15 protein-coding genes are annotated in these 19472 nt (G+C 71.2%); 6 read left to right on the top strand and 9 right to left on the bottom strand.

All coding sequences use genetic code 11. From position 1 onward, the window contains the following. On the top strand, positions 1-1254 hold a 1254-nt coding region (locus tag AB0K80_RS12365), incomplete at its 5' end, for an Hsp70 family protein (RefSeq protein WP_365668595.1). Here AB0K80_RS12365 and AB0K80_RS12370 read toward each other — a convergent pair. The 3 genes from AB0K80_RS12370 to AB0K80_RS12380 form a co-directional block, all read right to left on the bottom strand. Then, positions 1251-1742, bottom strand: a complete 492-nt coding sequence (locus AB0K80_RS12370) for a molecular chaperone TorD family protein (RefSeq protein ID WP_365668597.1) — start codon at positions 1740-1742, stop codon at positions 1251-1253. The two genes, AB0K80_RS12365 and AB0K80_RS12370, sit on opposite strands and share 4 nt — an antisense overlap. 154 nt (positions 1743-1896) lie before the next feature. Beyond that, positions 1897-2712 carry an SAM-dependent methyltransferase gene (locus AB0K80_RS12375; RefSeq protein WP_365668599.1) on the bottom strand — a complete coding sequence of 272 codons (816 nt, stop codon included), beginning with the start codon at positions 2710-2712 and terminating at the stop codon, positions 1897-1899. 93 nt (positions 2713-2805) lie between these two features. Beyond that, entirely contained in the window at positions 2806-3669 is an 864-nt protein-coding gene (locus AB0K80_RS12380) for a helix-turn-helix transcriptional regulator (RefSeq protein WP_365668601.1), read from the bottom strand. Between the two features lie 335 nt (positions 3670-4004). On the opposite strand from AB0K80_RS12380, the gene AB0K80_RS12385 reads away from it, so the two are divergent. Next, positions 4005-4430: a hypothetical protein gene (locus AB0K80_RS12385; RefSeq protein ID WP_365668603.1), complete on the top strand. Its 426-nt coding sequence runs from the start codon at positions 4005-4007 to the stop codon at positions 4428-4430. On the opposite strand, the gene AB0K80_RS12390 is transcribed toward AB0K80_RS12385, so the two are convergent. After that, positions 4412-5233, bottom strand: a complete 822-nt coding sequence (locus tag AB0K80_RS12390) for a helix-turn-helix transcriptional regulator (protein WP_365668605.1) — start codon at positions 5231-5233, stop codon at positions 4412-4414. The genes AB0K80_RS12385 and AB0K80_RS12390 overlap by 19 nt on opposite strands. Positions 5234-5358: 125 nt before the next feature. On the opposite strand from AB0K80_RS12390, the gene AB0K80_RS12395 reads away from it, so the two are divergent. Together AB0K80_RS12395 and AB0K80_RS12400 are read left to right on the top strand one after the other, a co-directional pair. Then, entirely contained in the window at positions 5359-5664 is a 306-nt protein-coding gene (locus AB0K80_RS12395) for a 4a-hydroxytetrahydrobiopterin dehydratase (protein WP_365668606.1), read from the top strand. Between the two features lie 5 nt (positions 5665-5669). Beyond that, on the top strand, positions 5670-6488 hold the full coding sequence (locus AB0K80_RS12400; protein ID WP_365668608.1) for a class I SAM-dependent methyltransferase: 819 nt from the start codon (positions 5670-5672) through the stop codon (positions 6486-6488). On the opposite strand, the gene AB0K80_RS12405 is transcribed toward AB0K80_RS12400, so the two are convergent. From AB0K80_RS12405 to AB0K80_RS12415, 3 genes are all read right to left on the bottom strand, one after another. Beyond that, positions 6481-7062 carry a hypothetical protein gene (locus AB0K80_RS12405; protein ID WP_365668610.1) on the bottom strand — a complete coding sequence of 194 codons (582 nt, stop codon included), beginning with the start codon at positions 7060-7062 and terminating at the stop codon, positions 6481-6483. The genes AB0K80_RS12400 and AB0K80_RS12405 overlap by 8 nt on opposite strands. 159 nt (positions 7063-7221) lie before the next feature. Further along, the gene (locus tag AB0K80_RS12410) at positions 7222-9876 is read right to left on the bottom strand and encodes a cellulose binding domain-containing protein (RefSeq protein WP_365668612.1); all 2655 of its coding nucleotides are present in this window, start codon (positions 9874-9876) and stop codon (positions 7222-7224) included. A gap of 125 nt (positions 9877-10001) precedes the next feature. Then, the gene (locus AB0K80_RS12415; RefSeq protein WP_365668614.1) at positions 10002-12923 is read right to left on the bottom strand and encodes a glycoside hydrolase family 48 protein; all 2922 of its coding nucleotides are present in this window, start codon (positions 12921-12923) and stop codon (positions 10002-10004) included. A 531-nt stretch (positions 12924-13454) separates the two neighbouring features. Here AB0K80_RS12415 and AB0K80_RS12420 point away from each other — a divergent pair. Together AB0K80_RS12420 and AB0K80_RS12425 are read left to right on the top strand one after the other, a co-directional pair. Then, a complete protein-coding gene (locus AB0K80_RS12420; protein ID WP_365668616.1) occupies positions 13455-15176 on the top strand; it encodes a glycoside hydrolase family 6 protein in 1722 nt (573 codons plus the stop codon). Between the two features lie 139 nt (positions 15177-15315). Next, the gene (locus tag AB0K80_RS12425; protein WP_365668618.1) at positions 15316-16179 is read left to right on the top strand and encodes a class I SAM-dependent methyltransferase; all 864 of its coding nucleotides are present in this window, start codon (positions 15316-15318) and stop codon (positions 16177-16179) included. Positions 16180-16537: 358 nt separating this feature from the next. On the opposite strand, the gene AB0K80_RS12430 is transcribed toward AB0K80_RS12425, so the two are convergent. Next, positions 16538-17374 (bottom strand): aldo/keto reductase, encoded by an 837-nt coding sequence (locus tag AB0K80_RS12430; protein ID WP_365668620.1) that lies wholly within the window; start codon positions 17372-17374, stop codon positions 16538-16540. A 126-nt stretch (positions 17375-17500) separates the two neighbouring features. Further along, a complete protein-coding gene (locus AB0K80_RS12435; protein WP_365668622.1) occupies positions 17501-19327 on the bottom strand; it encodes an AMP-dependent synthetase/ligase in 1827 nt (608 codons plus the stop codon). Between the last annotated feature and the right edge of the window lie 145 nt (positions 19328-19472).

Genomic DNA, 19472 nt, shown 5'->3' on the forward strand with positions numbered 1-19472 from the left:
AACACCTACGGCGTCGACCTCGGCAAGGACAAGATGGCCGTGCAGCGGCTGCGGGAGGCCGCCGAGAAGGCCAAGATCGAGCTGTCGTCCTCGACGGAGACGTCGATCAACCTGCCGTACATCACGGCCTCCGCCGAGGGACCGCTGCACCTGGACGAGAAGCTCACCCGCGCCCAGTTCCAGCAGCTCACCGCCGACCTGCTGGAGCGCTGCACCAAACCTTTCCACCAGGCGGTCAAGGACGCAGGCATCCCGCTGTCGGCGATCGACCACGTCATCCTCGTCGGCGGCTCGACCCGGATGCCCGCGGTCACCGAGCTGGTCCGCGACCTCACCGGCAAGGACCCGCACAAGGGCGTCAACCCCGACGAGGTCGTGGCCGTCGGCGCCGCCCTCCAGGCGGGCGTGCTGCGCGGCGACGTCAAGGACGTCCTGCTGCTGGACGTCACCCCGCTGTCCCTGGGCATCGAGACCAAGGGCGGCATCATGACCAGGCTCATCGAGCGCAACACCACGATCCCGACCCGCCGCTCGGAGATCTTCACCACGGCGGAGGACAACCAGCCCTCGGTCGGCATCCAGGTCTACCAGGGCGAACGCGAGATCGCCGCGTACAACAAGAAGCTCGGCGTCTTCGACCTCACCGGTCTGCCGCCCGCGCCGCGCGGGGTGCCGCAGATCGAGGTGGCGTTCGACATCGACGCCAACGGCATCATGCACGTCTCCGCGAAGGACCTCGCCACCGGCCGCGAGCAGAAGATGACCGTCACCGGCGGCTCCGCGCTGCCGAAGGACGAGATCGACCGGATGATGCGGGACGCCGAGCAGTACGCCGAGGAGGACCGCAGGCGCCGGGAGGCCGCCGAGACCCGCAACCAGGGCGAGCAGCTCGTCTACCAGACCGAGAAGTTCCTCCGCGACAACGCCGACAAGGTCCCCGCGGACACCAGGGCGGAGGTCGAGTCGGCCGTCGGCGAGCTGAAGCAGCAGCTGGAGCGGCAGGCCGACACCGCCGAGCTGCGCGCGGCCGTCGAGAAACTCGCCACGGTCAGCCAGAAGATGGGCCAGGCCCTGTACGCCCAGGCCCAGCAGACGCCCCCTGATGACACCGGGCCGCAGCGCACCTCGCCCCCGCAGGACGAGGAGGGGGTGGTCGACGCGGAGATCGTCGACGAGGACAGGGCCGCCGGCGACGGCAGGGGGGACCGGGGAGACAAGGGCGGTGAGGGCGACGCCAGGGGAGGTGCCGCCTAGCCTCCTGCCCGGGTGGCCGGCAGCGTCGCGCACACGGCGCCGAGGACCGACGCGTACGGCGTGCTCAACTCGGTAAGCCGGTCCCGCAGTTGGTCCAGGGCGTCGCGGTACCCGGTGAGCAGCTCCAACTCGCCGGTGCGGGCCGTGAACTCCAGGACGCCGGGCAGGAAGTCGGCCGGTTCGTCGTCGCTGAACGTGAGCCCGTGGGCGCGGTACAGCTCGTGGAACCGGTTCAGTTCCCTGCCGCGCTGCCAGGTGTTGTCACCCACGTGCCACCAACTCAGCTGCAACCGGTGACGGTTGCCCTCGCCGAAGGTGCGGACGTAGTGCTCGGCCAGCTCCCGCTCCGGGGTGAGGGCCGCGTGGTCGAGGAACTCCCGCAGCTGCGGGGCGGCCTCCCGCAGCAGCGGCAGCCGGGCCCGGAAGTCCTCGCCGGGGTACATCAGGCACAGCGCGGCCGCCTGGTACAGCACCTCGAATCCGGGCATCGGGCCTCCTCGCGCTCTCTCGCCTCGACGCTAGGGGCGGGCGGCGCGGCGCACCCGTCGGCGGCGCCCGTACGGGTCAGGGCCCCGGCCGTGCGGTGGACTGAGGGCTTGCGGTGGACTGAGGACTTGCCGTGGCTCAGGGCTTGCGGTGGGCTCAGGGCTTGCGGGCCACCCCCGCGTACACCGGCACGATGCCCTCCGCCTGCGCCGCCACGTCCTCGGGCTCCGGACGCCACCCGTGCACGGGGATCACTCCGGGACCCAGCAGCTCCAGCCCGTCGAAGAAGCGGGAGAACTCGGTCAGCGACCGCGGGTGGAAGGGGGTGCCGCCGCGCCGGAAGTGCTCGGCCGCCTTCCCCACGGCCTGCGGGTTCAGGTCCGCGGTGACCTGGGACAGGATCAGGTGGCTGCCCGGGGCGAGTGCGGCGACGTACGCGCGCAGCAGCCCGTACACGTCGTCGCCGTCCGGGTCGTCGTCCAGGTAGTGGGTCAGCGCGACCAGCGACAGCGCGACGGGCTCGCGCAGGTCCAGCACCTCACCGGCCCGGCGCAGCAGGGTGTCGATGTCCCGCACGTCGGCGTGCACGTACTCCGTGGCGCCCTCGGGGGTGCCGCGCAGCAGCGCCTCCGCGTGCCGCAGCACGATCGGGTCGTTGTCGGCGTACACGACCTTCGCCTCCGGGGCGACCCCCTGCGCCACCTGGTGCAGGTTGGGCTCGGTGGGGATGCCCGTGCCGATGTCCAGGAACTGGCGTGTCCCGGCCTCGGCGACGGTGCGCACGGCCCGCTGCATGAACCGGCGGTTGGCGCGCGCCCCGCGCAGCACCGTGGGGTCCGCGGCGAGGATCTTGCGGGCCAGCTCCTCGTCCACCGGGTAGTTGTCCTTGCCGCCCAGCCACCAGTCGTACACCCGGGCCGGGTGCGGTCTGCTGGTGTCGATGCCGGGGGACACGGCGTCGGATCCGGTCATAGGGCGTCTGCTCCTGATCTCGCGGGCCGGGTGGTGCGGCGTACCTGCCGTCCGGAAGACGCCACCGGTGCGGCCGAGGTTGCCGCCCCCGGGTCAGAACCGCTCGCGGTACTCCCGCAGCAGCTTCTCCGTGCGCTGGGTGGAGGCCGCGCGGGCCGTCATGTGGTCCAGGACCTCCAGGTGCGCGGAGACCTCCTTGCGCGAGTCCAGGTACAGGGCACCGGTCAGGTACTCGGTGAACACCATGTCGGGCAGCTCCGGCTCGGCGAAGCGGAACAGCGAGAACGGCGCGTACGTCCCCGGGTGCGGACCGTCGTCGAACTCGGCGATCTGGAGGGTGACCCGGTCGCGCGTCGCGTACTCCAGCAGCTTGTCGAGCTGGTCGCGCATCACCGCGCCGTCGGGGCTCACCGGGCGGCGCAGCACCGTCTCGTCGATGATCACCCACAGGTGGGGCGGGTTGCGCCGCTCCAGCAGCCGCTGCCGCTCCATGCGCAGCGCCACATGCCGCTCGACCGTCTCGGGCCCCGCGGTGCCGATGGTCCCGGCCTGCATGACGGCACGCGCGTACGCCTCGGTCTGCAGCAGGCCGGGCACGAAGTGCGGCTCGTAGGAACGGATGATCCGGGCGGCGCCCTCCAGGCTCACGTACAGGCTGAACCAGTCGGGCAGCACGTCGTGGTACCGCTGCCACCAGCCGGGCCGGTTCGCCTCCTCGGTGAGCTCCACGAACGCGGCGACCTCCTCGTCGGGCACCCCGTAGGCGGTCAGCAGGATCTGCACGTACGGGATCTTCAGCGCGACCTCGGCCGTCTCCATCCGCCGCACGGTCGCCGGGGCGACCCGCAGCACCCGGGCGGCCTCCTCACGCCCGAGCCCCGCCGCCTCCCGCAATTCCTGAAGCCGCTTTCCCAGCACCACCTGGCCCACGGTGGGCGCGGCCCGCCGCTCACTCACGCCACGCCTCCCCAACGCGCCGAAGCCTACGATCAGTCTGTCATGTCCCGCCGACAGTCTCACGGGGCCGAAGCGAAGAAACCAGCCCTGCGCGGCTGTACGAGACGGCTGGGCACCGCGTTGCCCCCCGCGCATGCGCGTGCCGGACGGGGCAGGGAGGGCCTGGGCCCGGGGCCGCGGCAGCGCGCCGGGGCATTACCCCGCGGGTAATCGACCCGGTCCGCCCCCGGGCGGGATCGTGGACGCGTCGGGTTCCGGGCCGGCGCACTCCGGTCCGGGACCCGGCCCGTTCGCTCGTACGCCAAGGACCCGACCCCGACGGAGGGTGATGCGTCATGTCCGCGACCCAGCTTGCCGTGCTTGCCCGGACCGGTGAACCGCAGTCGATGCTGCGCCGCTTCCTGGCGCTGGACGCGGTGGTGACCGGCGCCAACGCGCTCGCCTACCTCGCCCTCTCCGGCCCCCTCGGGCGGCTGTTCGACGTCGACGGCGCGCTGCTGCTCGGCCTCGGGGCCTTCCTCGCGCTGTACGCGGCGGGGGTCGGCCTGCTGGCCGCGCGGCACGCTCCGCCGGTGCCCGGCGTCCGGGCGGTCGTCGAGGCCAACCTCGCCTGGTCCGTGCTGAGCCTCGTCGCGCTCGCGCTGTGGCTCACGCCGAGCACGGCGGGCGCGGTGTGGACCGTGCTCCAGGCGCTGGTCGTGGCCGGCTTCGCCGCCCTGCAGCACACGGCGCTGAAAGTCCGTCAGGGAACAAGCGTCTGAAGGTACTTGACCGTAGCCGGGTCGGCCGGGACGAACGTCTCGATGGCCAGCTCGGCGACGGTCACGTCCATCGGCGTGTTGAACGTGGAGACCGAGGAGACGAAGGACAGCGTCCTGCCCTCGTGCTCGATCCGCATCGGCAGCGCGATACACGGGTACGGCGGCTCGTCCGCGTCGGCCACGCCCGAGGCGTCGTCCGGCACCGGGTACGCCGCCACCTCCTCGTACAGCTCCCGCAGCGGTGCCGAGCGGTGCAGCGCCATCTGCCGCTCCATCTGCTCCAGCAGATGCCCGCGCCAGGCCCGCAGGTTACGGATGCGCGGTGCCATGCCCTCAGGATGCAGGGTGAGCCGCATCGCGTTGAGCGGCGGCTGGAGCAGGTGTTCGGGGACCCCCTCCAGGAACATCATGATGCCCCGGTTGGCGGCCACCACCTGGTACGTCGCGTCGAACACCAGCGCCGGGTACGGCTCGTACCCCCGGATCAGCCGCTCGACGCCCTCGCGCAGCGCGTCCAGCGCCGGGTCGTCCAGCGGGGTCTCCGGGTAGCGCGGGGCGTAACCGGCCGCGAGCAGCAGCGCGTTGCGCTCCCGTACCGGCACGTCCAGGTGCTCGGCCAGGCGCAGCACCATCTCCTCGCTGGGCCGGGCGCGGCCCGTCTCGACGAAACTGATGTGGCGAGCCGAGGAGTCGGCGCGCAACGCCAGTTCCAGCTGGCTGATCCGCCGCTGCTGTCGCCAGGCCCGCAGCAGCGGACCCACTCCCCGGTCGGTGGGGGCGTCACCGGACGTGGCCGTGGTCATGCCAGGACGGTAGCCGACCGGCGGCCGCACCGGGGAGGCACCCGTCCAGGCCAGGGCCCGCGCGGTCCCGCTGTGGCAGGCTGAAGGAGACCCGCACGGCCGGCCCGACGGAAGGAGCGCAGCCCATGCCCGCCGAACCGCTGTCGCACAAGGAGATCGAGGACCGCCTGGCCGAGCTGCCGGGCTGGGCGCTCGACGGGGACCGGCTCACCCGCTCCTACCGGCTCGGCTCGCACTTCGCGGCCACCGCGATGGTCGTCCACATCGCCCAGGTGCAGGAGGAGCTCGACCACCACTCCGACCTCACGCTCGGCTACCACACCGTCTCCCTGTCCGTGCACACGCACAGCGCGGGCGGCGCCGTCACCGAGAAGGACTTCGAGCTCGCCCGCAGGGTGGAGGACCTGGCCCCGGGACACGGGGCACACTGAGGCGCGTGCTGGACTACGACAAGGAAGCGGAGCGCTACGACGCCTCGCGCGGCGGCGAGCCCAGGGCGGCTGCCGCCGCCGAGGCGGTACTGAGTCTCGTCCCGCAGGACGCGCGCGGTCTGCTGGACGTCGCCTGCGGAACCGGCATCGTCACGCGGCGCCTGGCCGCCGCACGTGCCGGTCTGCGCGTCACGGGCCTCGACCTTTCCCCCGCGATGACCCGTCGGGCCGCCGCCCGCCTGCCCGGCGCCGTCGTACGAGGGGACAGCCGGTGCCTGCCGTTCCGCGACGCCGTGTTCGACGCGGTCAGCAGCGTCTGGCTGCTGCACCTGGCGGGCAGCGCCGAGAACGTGCGGACCATCGTCGGCGAGTGCGCCCGGGTGCTGCGGCCCGGCGGGGTGTACGTCACCACGGTCGACAAGGGTCCCTCCCACAACGTGGGCAGCGACATCGATGTCGTCCTCGCCGAGCGGCCGCCGAGCCCGGTCCCGGACACCGCGTCCGCGGTCGAGGCCTGCGCCGCCGCGCACGGCCTGGTCCCGGCCGGGCAGGCCCGTTTCCGGGGCGTCGGGCAGGGCCGCAGCCCGCGCCGCACCATCGCCGACCTCCGGCGCGGCTGGTTCATGACCCTGCCCCCGGACGGCCCGCTGGCCGACCTGTTCGCCGCCCGCCTCGCCGCGCTGCCCGACCAGGACCGGCCCCGCCCCGACCCGGTGTTCACCCTCAGGGCGTTCCGGAAACCGCCGGGGCCACAGGATCCGCCACCGGCTGCAGTCGCCCGACTGGCGGAGCGGTACGGCGACCCGGGCGGCAGGGCTAGCTGAAACCTCCGCCGAAGTCCGAGTTGAGCTGCGCGGAGCAGATGTTGTAGCCGCCCTGGGCCCGCCCGGACTTGGTCCTGCCGTCGATGGTGACGGAGCAGCGGATGTCGCCGCCGCCCATGAGCTGGGCGGTGACCTGGTAGTACAGGGCGTCGTCCTTGACCGTCAGGGTCTTCTCCAGAGGCAGCCCCTTGCCCTGGAGGTTGGTGCCGTCGCTGCCGTAGGTGACCTCGACGCCGGAGGGCGCGCTGCCCCACACCTTGAACACGGCCTTGCCGGAGGGCGCGTCCTCGCTCGTGTCCCGCGTCTTGGCCGGCTTCGGCTTCACCGTCTTGGTGACGGTGACCGTGGGCGTCGGCGCGGCGTCCGCCTGGTCGGAGAGCGCCGCCTTGGGAGGCGCGGTGACCGTTTTGGTGGCGGTGGGCCGGGCCCCGGCCCGGCCGTCGGTGCCGTCGCCGCCCGCGGAGCCGATCCCCACGCCGAGCAGCAGGAGGGCCACCGCCGCGGGGATCACGAAGCGTTTGCGGGCCCACTTCGGCCCCGGCGGCGCCGCGGGAGGGAAGGGCGCGGGCGGCATGGGCGGAGACGGCGGGTACGACAAGGGGTCCCCCTGGGCTTTCGTCGGGAGTTCAACTTAACTCCGGATGTGAAGAAAGCGTGAGGGGTGTGAACGGGTGGTGATCCATCTGTGATCTGGAAGGGAGGACGCGCGCCCCTGAGGGCGCGCGTCCGTGGGTCAGTTCACCGTGCAGTTCTGGTCGCCCAGCTTGAACGCGGCCGGTTTCGTGTTCGTCCCCGACGTGCTCCCCGTGAACCCGAAGCTCACCGACGAGCCCGCCGCCACCGTGGCGTTCCAGCCGGTGTTCTTCACCGTGACCGCCGCACCCGACTGGGTGAACTCACCGTTCCACAGCTGGGAGACCTTCTGCCCGTCCGCGAAGGACCAGCTCAGCGACCAGCCGTTCCAGGCGCTCGATCCGGTGTTGCTCAGCTGGACGTCGGCCTGGAACCCGCCCGACCACTGGTTGGTGATCTTGTAGGTCACCGCGCACGAGCCGGTCGGCGCGGGAGTGCCGCCGCCGTTGTCGCCGCCGCCGGTGTCGGAGGTGTCGCCGTAGATCACGCCGCGGCCGTTGGTCGAGACGTACACCCGGCCGTACACGCGCGGATCGCCCGTGATCGCCGCGCCCGTCCAGCCCCACTGGTGGGCGTCGTCGTTGATGCGGGTCCAGGTGGCGCCCTTGTCCGTGGAGCGGAAGATGCCGCGCACCCCACCGATCTTCGCGCTGGTGAACAGCGTCTGGTACGAGGCGCCGGCCTTCGCCTTGCCGAAGCCGATGGTGTCGGCCTGCTCGACGTTCGCCAGCTTGGTGAAGCTCGCACCGCCGTCCGTGGAGTGCCACAGACCGTACGCGCCGTCCGCCGCGCCGCCCGCCAGCCAGATGTCGCCCTTGCCGCCCGGCAGCGCCTTGAAGCGCACGCTGTCACCGCTGGGCAGCCCGGTCGCCGCCGACGCCTTGAACGTCGCGCCGCCGTCCGTGCTGACGTAGAACTTCCCGGACTTGAAGCCGTAGAAGGTCTTCGCGTCGACCCGGTCGGACTCGACGATCGCACCGGACGGGATGCCGCTGGAAGGCTGCCAGGAGGTCCCGAAGCCCGTCGTGTGGTGCACGCCCGCGCCGTCCGGGCTCCACACGAACCGGCTGCCGTCGGCCGCCGCCGCGACCGTCCCGCCGCCGCTCACCCCCGAAGGGTCGGTCCCTGCGAACCAGTTGGCGCCGTTGTCCGTGGAGAACGCGATGTGCGGGCCCGAGTCGAGGTTGCCGGTCCGCACCACCGTGTCCGGGGCGGACTCGGCGAAGTCCAGGCTCGTGGACGTGGTGAAGTTCGGCTGGGTGAACATCATCGACGGCACCTTCGTCAGGTCCGTGTGCCGGAAGCCGCCCACGTCGCCGAGCGCGCTGAGCAGCGGGGCGCCCGACGGAGGCGACGCCAGGTCGTTGACCGCCGTCTCCTCCAGGCCCCGCACCATCGGCTTGACGGTGAACTTGCTCCCGCCGTCCCAGTTCGTGAGGTTCTCGGTGCCGTAGATCGTCGCGCCGGTGCCGTACATCATCCGGTCGGAGTCGAACGGGTCGATCTCCAGCGCCTCCGTCATCCAGCCCAGCTTCGGGCTCTGTTCGGGCGGTGACGGGTTCGCGCCCCAGGTGAGCCACGGGGACGACGAGACGTCCATGGTGTAGCGGTTCTCGCGGCTGGGGTACGAGGTGTAGTCCCACGCCTTCGTCCAGGTGGCGCCGCTGTCGGTGGAGCGGAAGAGCTGCGTGTCCGGCCACCAGGAGCTGTACGCCGTCGCCATCACCGTGCCCGGCTTCTGCCGGTCCACCGTCAGGCCGCTGAAGCCGTAGGAGGTGTCGGCCTCCGCCACCGGGCTGATGTTCCTCCAGGTGCCACTGGCCGTCGCGTACCGCCACAACTGGCCCTTGCCGCCGTCGTACGGGCCGCCCTTGTCGCTGTAGGCGAGGTAGAGGTAACCGTTCTTGGCGTCCAGGACGCCCTTGTGGGCCAGGTAGCCGGTCGGCTGGCCCGCCAGCCGCTGCCAGGTCGCGCCCGCGTCCGTGGAGCGGTACACCGCGTTGTCCTTGTCGGCGACCCCGACGTAGACGGTCTTCGTGGCGTTGCCCGAGGTGCCGGTCGACTCGTCGAAGGTGACCCAGACGATGCCCTGGTTGTCGGACGCGTAGCCGGAGGTGTCGCTCGGGTCCTGCGCGTAGTTCCCGGCGTTGGGGAAGTTCGCCACCTGCGACCAGGTCGCACCCGAGTCCGTCGAGCGCCACAGGCCCTTGCCGCTCGGCGCGCCCAGGTACAGCACGCTGTTCTTGTTCGGGTCGACCGCCAGGCGCTCGCCCATGCCGCGGCCGGGCATGTTGCCGCCCAGCTTGAAGGGCAGGTCGGCCTTCTTCCAGGTCGCGCCCCGGTCGACGGAGCGCAGCACCGCGCCGTTCTTCGGGTCCCAGCTGTTGGTGTACGTGCCCACCGCCGCGTACACCCTGTTCGGGTCCACGGAGTCGGAGGCGAGGCTGACCACGCCGGTGTGCCCCCAGTCGTCCCAGCCGATGTGGTCCAGCAGCGGGGTCCAGCTCTTCGTCGACTCCTGCCAGCGGTACGCGCCCCCGATGTCGGTGCGGGCGTACGCCAGGTTCTTCTCCTTGCGGTTGAAGACGATGCCGGGTACGAAACCGCCGCCGTCGATCCGGGCGTTCTTCCAGCTGTAGGTGTCGGCGGCGATCGACACCGCCGGCTTCCCGGCGGCCGGCGCGAGCGGGGCGGCGGCCACGAGCACACCGGCCGCCAGCGCCGAGACGGCCGTGAGGAGGGGAGTTCTTCGCACGGTGGGGTCCTTCCTGGAGGAGGTCAGGAACGCGCGAGGCCGGACGGCCCCCCGTGCGGGTGGGGACCGCCCGGCCGTGGCCCCGGCGTCCGGTGACGGGGCCGTGCACGCGGAGTCAGCGGGGCTTACTCGAGGAGCTCCGCGTACGAGCCGAGAGCGAGGGCGATGTCCGCCTGCGCCCAGAACCGGTGGTACGTGAAGGAGGGCGCGGCGCCACCCTTCAGATAGGCCTCGATCTTCGACCAGGCCGGGTCGCTCTTGTAGAAGGAGCGGATCGAGTCGAACGTCGACGAGGAGTTGATCGTGTCGCCGTTCGGCATGGTGCCGGTCCAGCCGCTCGGGATGGAAATCGGGTCGTCGAAGCGGCTGTAGTCGGTGCGGGTCTCCGCAACGGCGAGGCCGAGCGCGTCCTGGTGGTTCTTCCACATGCCGTCCAGCAGCGCCTTCGCCGTGGCGGCGGCCTGCGTGTCACCGGAGCGGTCGGCGTAGTACGTCAGGGTCCTGGCGTACGCGCCCGCCACGCCGACGTCGTTGGTGTAGTCGGCGACGGTGACGTGCAGGCCGCTGTTGGCACCGGGGTTCGCCTTGTTCCAGGTGTCGGGCTGGCCCGACCACTCGAGCGTCGACGGGATGCGGAAGGTGCCGTCCGGGTTGACCGTGGTCTTGGACAGCGCCCACTTCACCCACTTGTCGAGCACCGCCTTGGCCTGCGCGCTGCCCGTCTGCTGGTAGTACTCGGCGACCCGCTCCATGGACCAGGCCTGGAAGCCGAACCACTGGTTGGACGGCGGGTCGTGGTACACCGGCTTCTCGTCGTAGAACATGCCGTAGAACGTCGACTTCCCGGCCGGCGGGGTCGCGTAGCGGCCCTGCCAGCTGTTGGTCGCGCCGCCGGCGATGGCGCCCTCGTCGGACTGGAGCCAGCGGTAGAACTCCAGCTGCCGCTCCAGGGACTTGGCCCAGTCCTCCTGGCCCGTCGCCGACTTCGGCTTCAGCGGGGCGTAGCTGCTCAGCGCGTACGCCGCCAGCGGGTTCTGGTAGCCGCCGTGCGCGTGGCTGGAGCCGATGCGCCAGGACCAGCCCGCCGAGGTGTCGGTCGCGCCGCCCCAGGCGTAGTACCAGGAGAGCAGGTAGTGCGAGGCGTCCTTGCCGGTGCCGGCCGGGCAGGACGAGGCCCCCACGCAGTTGCCGATCTTCTTGAAGTACTTGTCGTACATGGCGTAGCGCAGGTAGTCGCCCATCTTCGCGGCCTTGGCGACGGTCCCGGAGACCTCGCCGCCCTTGCCCTGCTCCTTGGCCCACTTGTCGGCCCAGTACGCGGCCTGCACGGCACGCGCGTCGGCGTCCGGGGCGTTGGTGAACTTCCACTGCTTGGCGTAGGAGGCGTCACCGGTGAACAGGTCCAGGTAGCCGTTCTTCCCGCCGTACTTGAAGGCGTCGCAGGTCGGCTGCGGCACCGTCTCCCACACCGACTCCTGCGCGCCGCGCTGGAAGGTGTTGATGTACGACGGTCCGGTGGCGGTCGGGCCCGCCTCGCACTTGCCGGGCTCGTTGCCGTAGCCGTAGACGTTGTCGACGTCCTGCAGCCAGTGCATGCCGTAGATGTCGGCCGTGCCGTACGCGCTCTTCAGCTCGCCCGCGATCGGGTCGGAACCGACCGAGACCCCGGAGTCGAGCTTCGCCGGGTACTCGCCCGGGGTGTCCAGCTCGGGCGCGTAGGTCGCCGGCTTGGAGGCGTTGTAGAAGGAGTTCGTCGGCTGGTCGGCGTGGGTGGGGATCATGTACTTCTCCATGGTCTCCCACGCGTTGTTGAACTTCGACCAGTCGCCGGTGACCCGGCCGTAGGCCGCCTGGAGCCACAGCAGGTAGCTGTACGCCTCGGAGGTGGTCTCGTGACCGTGGTCCGGCGCCTCGACGATCAGCGTCTCGACCGAGTGGTACGGGATGCCCTCGGGGGAGAAGTAGCCGTTCGCCGGGTTGGTGATCTTCCCGTACAGCTCCAGGAAGCGGGCGTCGTACGTCTTCGTCGCCGCCAGCTGCGTCACGGTGACCGACGCCTTGGCGTGGCCCGGGGCCGTCGACTCGAACACGGCCGGGCCGGTGCCGGAGGCGGCGGCGGTGATGGTCACCTTCTGCGCGGTGTTCCAGTTCTGCGGGGTGAAGGTGAGCGAGGCGCCGCCGGTGACGGTGAGCTGCGAGTTGCCGCTCGCGCGGGCGGTCGTGACGGTGACGTTCGCGGCCGGCTGCTTGGACAGCTTCACCTCGTACGTGCCCGTCTTGCCCTGCTGGACGCCGAGCTGGGTCGGCGAGGCGACGACCAGGGGGCCCGAGGCGACGGTGATGCCGACCGGGGTGGAGTCGGCGGAGGCGCCCAGGCTGTCGTACGCCTTCGCCACCAGGGAATGACTGCCCACGGTCAAGTCGGAGACCGAGAGCGAGTACGGCGCGCTGGTGTCGGTGCCCAGCAGCTTGGTGTCGTCGTAGAACTCCACCTTGGTGATGGACGCGTTGTCCGCGGCCGCCGCGGTGGCCGCCAGCGGGACGGCCTCGCCCTGGGTGTACACGGCGCCGGCGGCGGGGCTGGTGAGGACGGTGACCGGCGGCTGGTGCGCGCCGGTGCAGGGAGTGCCGTTGATCGCGAAGGAGGCCGGGGCGGTGTTGGTGCCGCTGTAGGCGAACTGCGCGCCCGCCGAGACGGAACCGCCCGCGGCGATCCGCGCGTTGTGCGCGGCGTTCCTGACGGTGATGTTCTGCCCGGACTGCGACCAGGTACCGTTCCAGCCGGTGCCCTGGAGCCTCTGGTTGCCGGTGTAGGAGTAGGTCAGCGTCCAGCCGTCGATGACGTCCGTGCCGCGGTTGGTGAGGGTCACGTCCGCGGTGAAGCCGGAGCCCCAGTCGTTCGTCTTGTAGTCGACACTGCACTGAACCGCCGCCGCCTGCGCGGGAGTCGATCCCGTGGAGAGCATCGTCAGCGGAAGCGCGAGAGCCGCGAGGGCGGCGGTCCACAACCGCCGCACGGCTCTGCGCCTCCTGGGTGGGGGATGCATGGTGCTGGTTCCTCCTTGCGGCTTGGGGAGTCAAGGCGGAGAAGTCAAGGCTTGAACCAGTGGGAGCGCTCCCATAGTGAGGACGGGGGTCAAGGGGGTCAAGGTGTTCGAAGAGTCGAAAAGATTCGACGGGCCGAGTTGAGCAAAAGTCAGTGACTCCCCTGTTCTTCACCGTCACTTGGCGCTAGCTTCGATGCCACCAGTGGGAGCGACTCCACCAGTCGGCGCCTGTGTCACGGCGCGCTCGAACTGCAAGGACTCGCTCATGCGACACCCCCCGCGTTCAGTACTTTTATCCGGCGCCGCCGCCCGCCCGGGCCCGGCGGTCGCATCGGCCGCCACGGCGCCGGTATCCGCGCCCGCACGGTCGCACCTCCCCGTCCGCAGTGACCTCTCCTGCCCGGGCCGGACCCGGCACGTCCCGCACCGCAGCCGTGGTCCCGCCCTGTCCCGCACGCAGTGCCGAGGCAGTCGCACGCGCTCCACCCCGCAAGGACGACGGACCCCCTACGGAAGAGGAAACCCCCACTCATGAGCCGCACCAGAACCGCACTTCTGGCCGCCCTGGCGCTGACCGCCGGTGCCTCCGGGACGGCCCTCGCCGCCGACCCGGGCGGCGCCGGCACCGCCGCGATCCCCTGCACCGTCGACTACAAGGTGCAGAACGACTGGGGCTCCGGCTTCACCGCCGCGGTGACCGTCACCAACAACGGCGCCGCCAAGTCGGCATGGCAGCTGAAGTGGACCTACGGCGGCAACCAGAAGGTCACCAACGCCTGGAACGCCAAGCTCAGCCAGAGCGGCACCGCCGTCACCGCCGCCAACGAGTCCTACAACGGGAGCCTGGCGACCGGCTCTTCGGTCAGCTTCGGCTTCCAGGGCAGCTACAGCGGGAGCAACGCCGTGCCCGCCACCTTCACCCTCGACGGCGTGACCTGCAACGTCGACGACGGCAGCGGTGGACCCGGCGGCCCCACCGACCCGCCCCCGACCGGCGGCAGCCGGGTCGACAACCCGTACGCCGGCGCCAAGGTGTACGTGAACCCGGAGTGGTCGCGGCTGGCCGCCGCCGAGCCGGGCGGCAGCCGGATCGCCAACCAGCCCACCGGTGTCTGGATCGACCGGACCGCCGCCATCAACGGCGCGAACGGCAAGATGGGGCTGCGGGCCCACCTCGACGAGGCCCTGAAGCAGAAGGGCAGCGGCGAACTCGTCGTCCAGCTGGTCATCTACAACCTGCCGGGCCGCGACTGCGCCGCGCTCGCCTCCAACGGCGAACTGAAGCCCGACGAGATCGACAAGTACAAGACGCAGTACATCGACCCGATCAAGGCGATCCTGGCCGACCCGAAGTACGCCTCGCTGCGGATCGTCACCACGGTCGAGCTCGACTCCCTGCCCAACCTCGTCACCAACGTCTCGCCGCGGGCCACGGCCACCCCCAACTGCGACACGATGAAGGCCAACGGCAACTACATCAAGGGTGTCGGCTACGCGCTCAACAAGCTCGGTGACGTCCCGAACGTCTACAACTACGTGGACGCCGGGCACCACGGCTGGCTCGGCTGGGACGACAACTTCGCGCCGAGCGTCCAGCTCATCAAGCAGGCGGCGACCGCCGAGGGCGCCACGGTCAACGACGTCCACGGCTTCATCACCAACACCGCCAACTACAGCGCCCTGAAGGAGCAGTACTTCACCATCAACGACTCCGTGAACGGCAAGTCCGTGCGCGAGTCGAAGTGGGTCGACTGGAACCGGTACGTCGACGAGCTGTCCTACGCCCAGGCCTTCCGCCAGGAGGCCGTGAACCAGGGCTTCCCCTCGGGCGTCGGCATGCTCATCGACACCTCCCGCAACGGCTGGGGCGGCAGCGCCCGGCCGACCGGTCCCGGCGCGAAGACCGACGTGGACACCTACGTCGACGGCGGCCGCATCGACCGGCGCCTGAACACCGGCAACTGGTGCAACCAGTCCGGCGCCGGCCTCGGCGAGCGCCCGCAGGCCAACCCGGCGACCGGCATCGACGCCTATGTGTGGATGAAGCCGCCGGGGGAGTCCGACGGCGCCAGCTCGGCGATCCCGAACGACGAGGGCAAGGGCTTCGACCGGATGTGCGACCCGACGTACACCGGCAACCCGCGCAACAACAACCACATGTCCGGCGCCCTGCCGAACGCCCCGCTGTCGGGCCACTGGTTCTCCGCCCAGTTCCAGGAGCTCATGAGGAACGCCTACCCGCCGCTGTCCTGACCGGCTGATCCCGCCGGGGCCTGCTCCCGCACGGAGCCAGGTCCCGGCGGTACGCCGTTTTTGCGGTACCGGCAACAGCGGTGGCCTCCGCGCGGTGCGTCGGCGCACGCTGGGCGCATCCGAGCGAGAGGCTGATCCCATGGCGCACCACCACGATCACACCCACGTCGACTGGGCCGAGATGGGCCCGCTGCTGGAGAGCCAGGCCGAGCTGTTCACCCCGCTGTACGAACGGGCGCTGGCCTGGCTGGGGAAGGAGGTGACCGAGCCGGGGCTGATCGTCGACGCGGGCAGCGGGCCCGGTGTGGTCTCGTGCCTGTTCGCCGAGACGTTCCCGGGTGCCAGGGTCGTCGCGGTGGACAGCTCCGCACCGCTGCTGGAACGCGCCCGGGCCCGGGCCGAGCGGCAGGGGGTCGCCGACCGCTTCGGCACGCTCGCCGGGGAACTTCCCGACGTGCTCGACGAGTTGGACTATCCGGCCGATCTGCTGTGGGCGAGCCGCAGCCTGCATCACCTCGGTGACCAGCGCGCCGCACTCGCGGCGTGCGCCGCGCGGCTGGCGCCCGGCGGCACCCTGGCCCTCATGGAGGGCGGCCTGCCGGCCCGGTTCCTGCCGCGGGACATCGGCATCGGCCGGCCGGGGCTCCAGGCCCGGATCGACGTGCTGGAGGAGGACTGGTTCACCCGGATGCGGGCCGAGCTGCCCGGCCATGTCGCGGAGGCCGAGTACTGGCCGGGGCTACTGGCGGCGGCGGGCCTGAAACACACCCGCACCCGCAGCTTCCTGCTCGACCTGCCCGCCCCGGCCCCGGACCGGGCCCGCGCCTACGTCGCCGCGTCCCTGTCCCGCACCCGCGAGACCCTCGCGGACGCCCTGGACGCCGAGGACCGCGCCACCCTGGACCGGCTCCTCGACCCCGAGGACGAGGCGAGCGTGCACCGCCGCCCCGACGTGTTCGTCCTGGCCGCGCACACGGTGCACACGGCGATGCGAACGATCTGACTGACCCCGGCCTGCTACGACGGGTCCCTGCGCGCCGGGCGGCGGTCTTCTCCGGGCCGGGGCGGTGAGGTGTGACCGGGGTGTTCGGGGTCCTGGACAGTGGCGGCGGGTACGTGTGCGTCTGGGCGGCCGGGGCGCGGTCTTCCGGGCCGGCGGCGGGTTCCTCCGGGGCCGGGGGGTCCCTCCAGGGCCGGGCGGGGAGATGTGACGGGGTGTTCGGGGTCCTGGCCGGGGGCGGCGGGCACGTGTGCGTGGCGGGGCGGCCGGGAGCGTGGTCGTCTGAGGGGTCGGGACGGTCAGGGGGCGACGAAGGGCAGGGCCCGGGAACGGGCCCTGCCCACCTGTGCCGGTCGCGGCCTCAGGCCATGTCGAACGTCGCCGGGTCCGGGCCCAGCCGGCGGTCCTCGTTCAGGGCGCTGATCGCCGCGAGGTCCTCGTCGTCCAGGCTGAAGTCGAAGACCTCGATGTTCTCCTTGATCCGGGACGGCGTCACGGACTTCGGGATGACGATGTTCCCGAGCTGCAGGTGCCAGCGCAGCACGACCTGCGCGGGAGTGCGGTCGTGCTTGCGGGCGATGGCCACGATCGCCGGGACCTCCAGCAGCCCCTTGCCCTGGCCGAGCGGCGACCACGCCTCGGTGGCGATGCCCTGCTCCGCGTGGTACTCGCGGGCGGCGCGCTGCTGGAGGTGCGGGTGCAGCTCGATCTGGTTGACCGCCGGGACGACCGACGTCTCGCCGATCAGCCGCTGCAGGTGCTCCGGAAGGAAGTTGGAGACACCGATGGCCCGGATCCGGCCGTCGGCGTGCAGCTTCTCGAACGCCTTGTAGGTGTCGACGTAGGTGTCCCGGGCCGGCAGCGGCCAGTGGATCAGGTACAGGTCGACGTAGTCCAGGCCGAGCTTGGCCAGGGACGTGTCGAACGCGCGCAGCGTGGAGTCGTACCCCTGGTCGCTGTTCCAGAGCTTGGTGGTGACGAAGATCTCCTCGCGGGGGATACCGGACGCGGCGATGGCCTTGCCGGTGCCCTCCTCGTTGCCGTAGATCGCCGCCGTGTCGATGCTGCGGTACCCGGCCTCCAGGGCCGTCGTGACAGCCGACTCGGCCTCGTCGTCCGGCACCTGCCAGACACCGAAGCCCAGCTGGGGCATCTCGACGCCGTTGTTCAGAGTGATCGGGGGGACCTTGCTGCTCACGAGCTCTCGATCCTTACGGTTGTCGTCAGGTGGTACTCCCATCGTCAACGATCACGCACCGCGATGCATTCCTGACGGGAGAATTCGGGGATAACACACGTGACCAAGGGGACATGCGGGGACGGTTCAGGCGCGGTACAGAGCCTCGACCTCGTCGGCGTAGGCCTTCTCGATCGCCTTCCGCTTCAGCTTCAGCGAGGGCGTGAGCAGGCCGTGCTCCTCGGTGAACGGCTGCGCCAGGATGCGGAACGTGCGGATCGACTCCGCTTGCGACACCAGCGTGTTGGCCGCCACCACCGCGCGCCGGATCTCCGTCTCCAGGTCCGGGTCGCGCACCAGCTGCTGCGGGGTCATCCTCGGCTTGTCACGCATCATCAGCCAGTGCTCGACGGCCTCCTGGTCCAGGGTCACCAGCGCGGCGACGTAGGGACGGTCGTTGCCCACGACGATGCACTGGTTGACCAGCGGATGGTCCCGGACGCGTTCCTCCAGCGGCCCTGGTGAAACGCTTTTGCCGCCCGATGTGACCAGGATCTCCTTCTTGCGGCCGGTGATGGTGAGGTAGCCGTCCTCGTCGAGCGAGCCGAGGTCGCCGGTGGCCAGCCAGCCGTCGTGCAGGGTCTCGTCGGTGGCCTTGGGGTTGTTGAGGTAGCCCTGGAAGACGTTGGCGCCGCGCAGCCAGATCTCGCCGTCGTCGGCGATGTGCACGGTGACGCCCGGGATGGGCTGCCCGACGGTGCCGTAGCGGGTGCGCCCGGGCGGGTTGGCGGTCGCCGCGGCCGTGGACTCGGTCAGGCCGTAGCCCTCGTAGATGTGCACGCCCGCGCCCGCGAAGAACAGCCCGAGCCGCCGGTCCATCGCCGAGCCGCCCGACATCGCGTGCCGGATGCGGCCGCCCATGGCGGCGCGCACCTTGGAGTAGACGAGCTTGTCGAACAGCTGGTGCTGCATGCGCAGCCCCGCCGACGGCCCGGGGCCGGTGCCCCACGCCTTGGCCTCCATGGCGTCCGCGTACGTCACGGCCACCTCGACGGCCTTCTCGAACGGCCCGGCCCGCCCCTCCTTCTCGGCCTTGCGGCGTGCGGCGTTGAACACCTTCTCGAAGATGTACGGCACCGCGAGGATGAACGTCGGCCGGAACGCGGCCAGATCGGGCAGCAGGGCGGCGGCGTTCAGCTGCGGCTGGTGGCCGAACTTCACACGGCCGCGGATCCCGGCGACCTGCACCATCCGCCCGAAGACGTGCGCGAGCGGCAGGAACAGCAGCGTCGCCGGCTCGTCGCCCTTGCGGGAGTGGAACAGTGGCTCCCAGCGCTCGATGACGGTGTCCGCCTCGAACATGAAGTTGCCGTGGGTGATGAGACAGCCCTTGGGGCGTCCGGTGGTGCCCGAGGTGTAGATGATCGTGGCGACCGAGTCGGGGGTCACGGCCTGCCGGTGCCGGTGCACCACCTCGTCGTCGAGATGAGCGCCCGCGTCGTACAGCTCCTGCAGGGCGCCGGAGTCCAGCTGCCACAGCCGGCGCAGCTGCGGGAGCCGGTCGATGACGGTGGCGATCGTCATCGCGTGGTCCTCGTGCTCCACGATCGCGGCGGTGACCTCGGCGTCGTAGAGCATCCAGAAGCACTGCTCGGCCGAGGACGTGGGGTAGACGGGCACCACCTGGGCACCGATCGTCCACAGGGCGAAGTCGAACAGGGTCCACTCGTAGCGGGTGCGGGACATGATCGCGACCCGGTCGCCGAACCGGATGCCCTGGGCGAGCAGCCCCTTCGCCAGGGCGAGCACCTCGTCGCGGAACTCGGCGCTGGTCACGTCCCGCCACTGCCCGCTGTCGTCCTTGCGGCCGAGCGCGATGTGCAGCGGGTCCTCCTGGGCATACCGGAAGACGACGTCGGCCAGACCGCCCACCGGCGGTGCCAGCGCCAACGGAGGGTTGGTGAACTCGCGCAAACCCGCTCCCCGCTCTTCGTGGCACTCCGCACAGCGCCGTGAAAGCTACCCCACCCGGCCGGAGGCCGGGAGAGGGCGCGAAGGCGAGCACCGCTCAGGTCCGCGCTGGTCAGCGGGGGACAAAGCGCTCACCCGCGGAAGGGCC

Origin of the sequence: Streptomyces sp. NPDC052682, from assembly GCF_040678435.1 — a bacterium.
GTDB lineage: Bacteria > Actinomycetota > Actinomycetes > Streptomycetales > Streptomycetaceae > Streptomyces.

What these genes read in the sequence shown, in the direction of transcription:
- AB0K80_RS12370 (WP_365668597.1), bottom strand. Translation starts at nt 1,742, where the DNA reads ATGCCCGGATTCGAGGTGCTGTACCAGGCGGCCGCGCTGTGCCTGATG.
- AB0K80_RS12375 (WP_365668599.1), bottom strand. Translation starts at nt 2,712, where the DNA reads ATGACCGGATCCGACGCCGTGTCCCCCGGCATCGACACCAGCAGACCG.
- AB0K80_RS12385 (WP_365668603.1), top strand. Translation starts at nt 4,005, where the DNA reads ATGTCCGCGACCCAGCTTGCCGTGCTTGCCCGGACCGGTGAACCGCAG.
- AB0K80_RS12390 (WP_365668605.1), bottom strand. Translation starts at nt 5,233, where the DNA reads ATGACCACGGCCACGTCCGGTGACGCCCCCACCGACCGGGGAGTGGGT.
- AB0K80_RS12395 (WP_365668606.1), top strand. Translation starts at nt 5,359, where the DNA reads ATGCCCGCCGAACCGCTGTCGCACAAGGAGATCGAGGACCGCCTGGCC.
- AB0K80_RS12405 (WP_365668610.1), bottom strand. Translation starts at nt 7,062, where the DNA reads ATGCCGCCCGCGCCCTTCCCTCCCGCGGCGCCGCCGGGGCCGAAGTGG.
- AB0K80_RS12415 (WP_365668614.1), bottom strand. Translation starts at nt 12,923, where the DNA reads ATGCATCCCCCACCCAGGAGGCGCAGAGCCGTGCGGCGGTTGTGGACC.
- AB0K80_RS12420 (WP_365668616.1), top strand. Translation starts at nt 13,455, where the DNA reads ATGAGCCGCACCAGAACCGCACTTCTGGCCGCCCTGGCGCTGACCGCC.
- AB0K80_RS12425 (WP_365668618.1), top strand. Translation starts at nt 15,316, where the DNA reads ATGGCGCACCACCACGATCACACCCACGTCGACTGGGCCGAGATGGGC.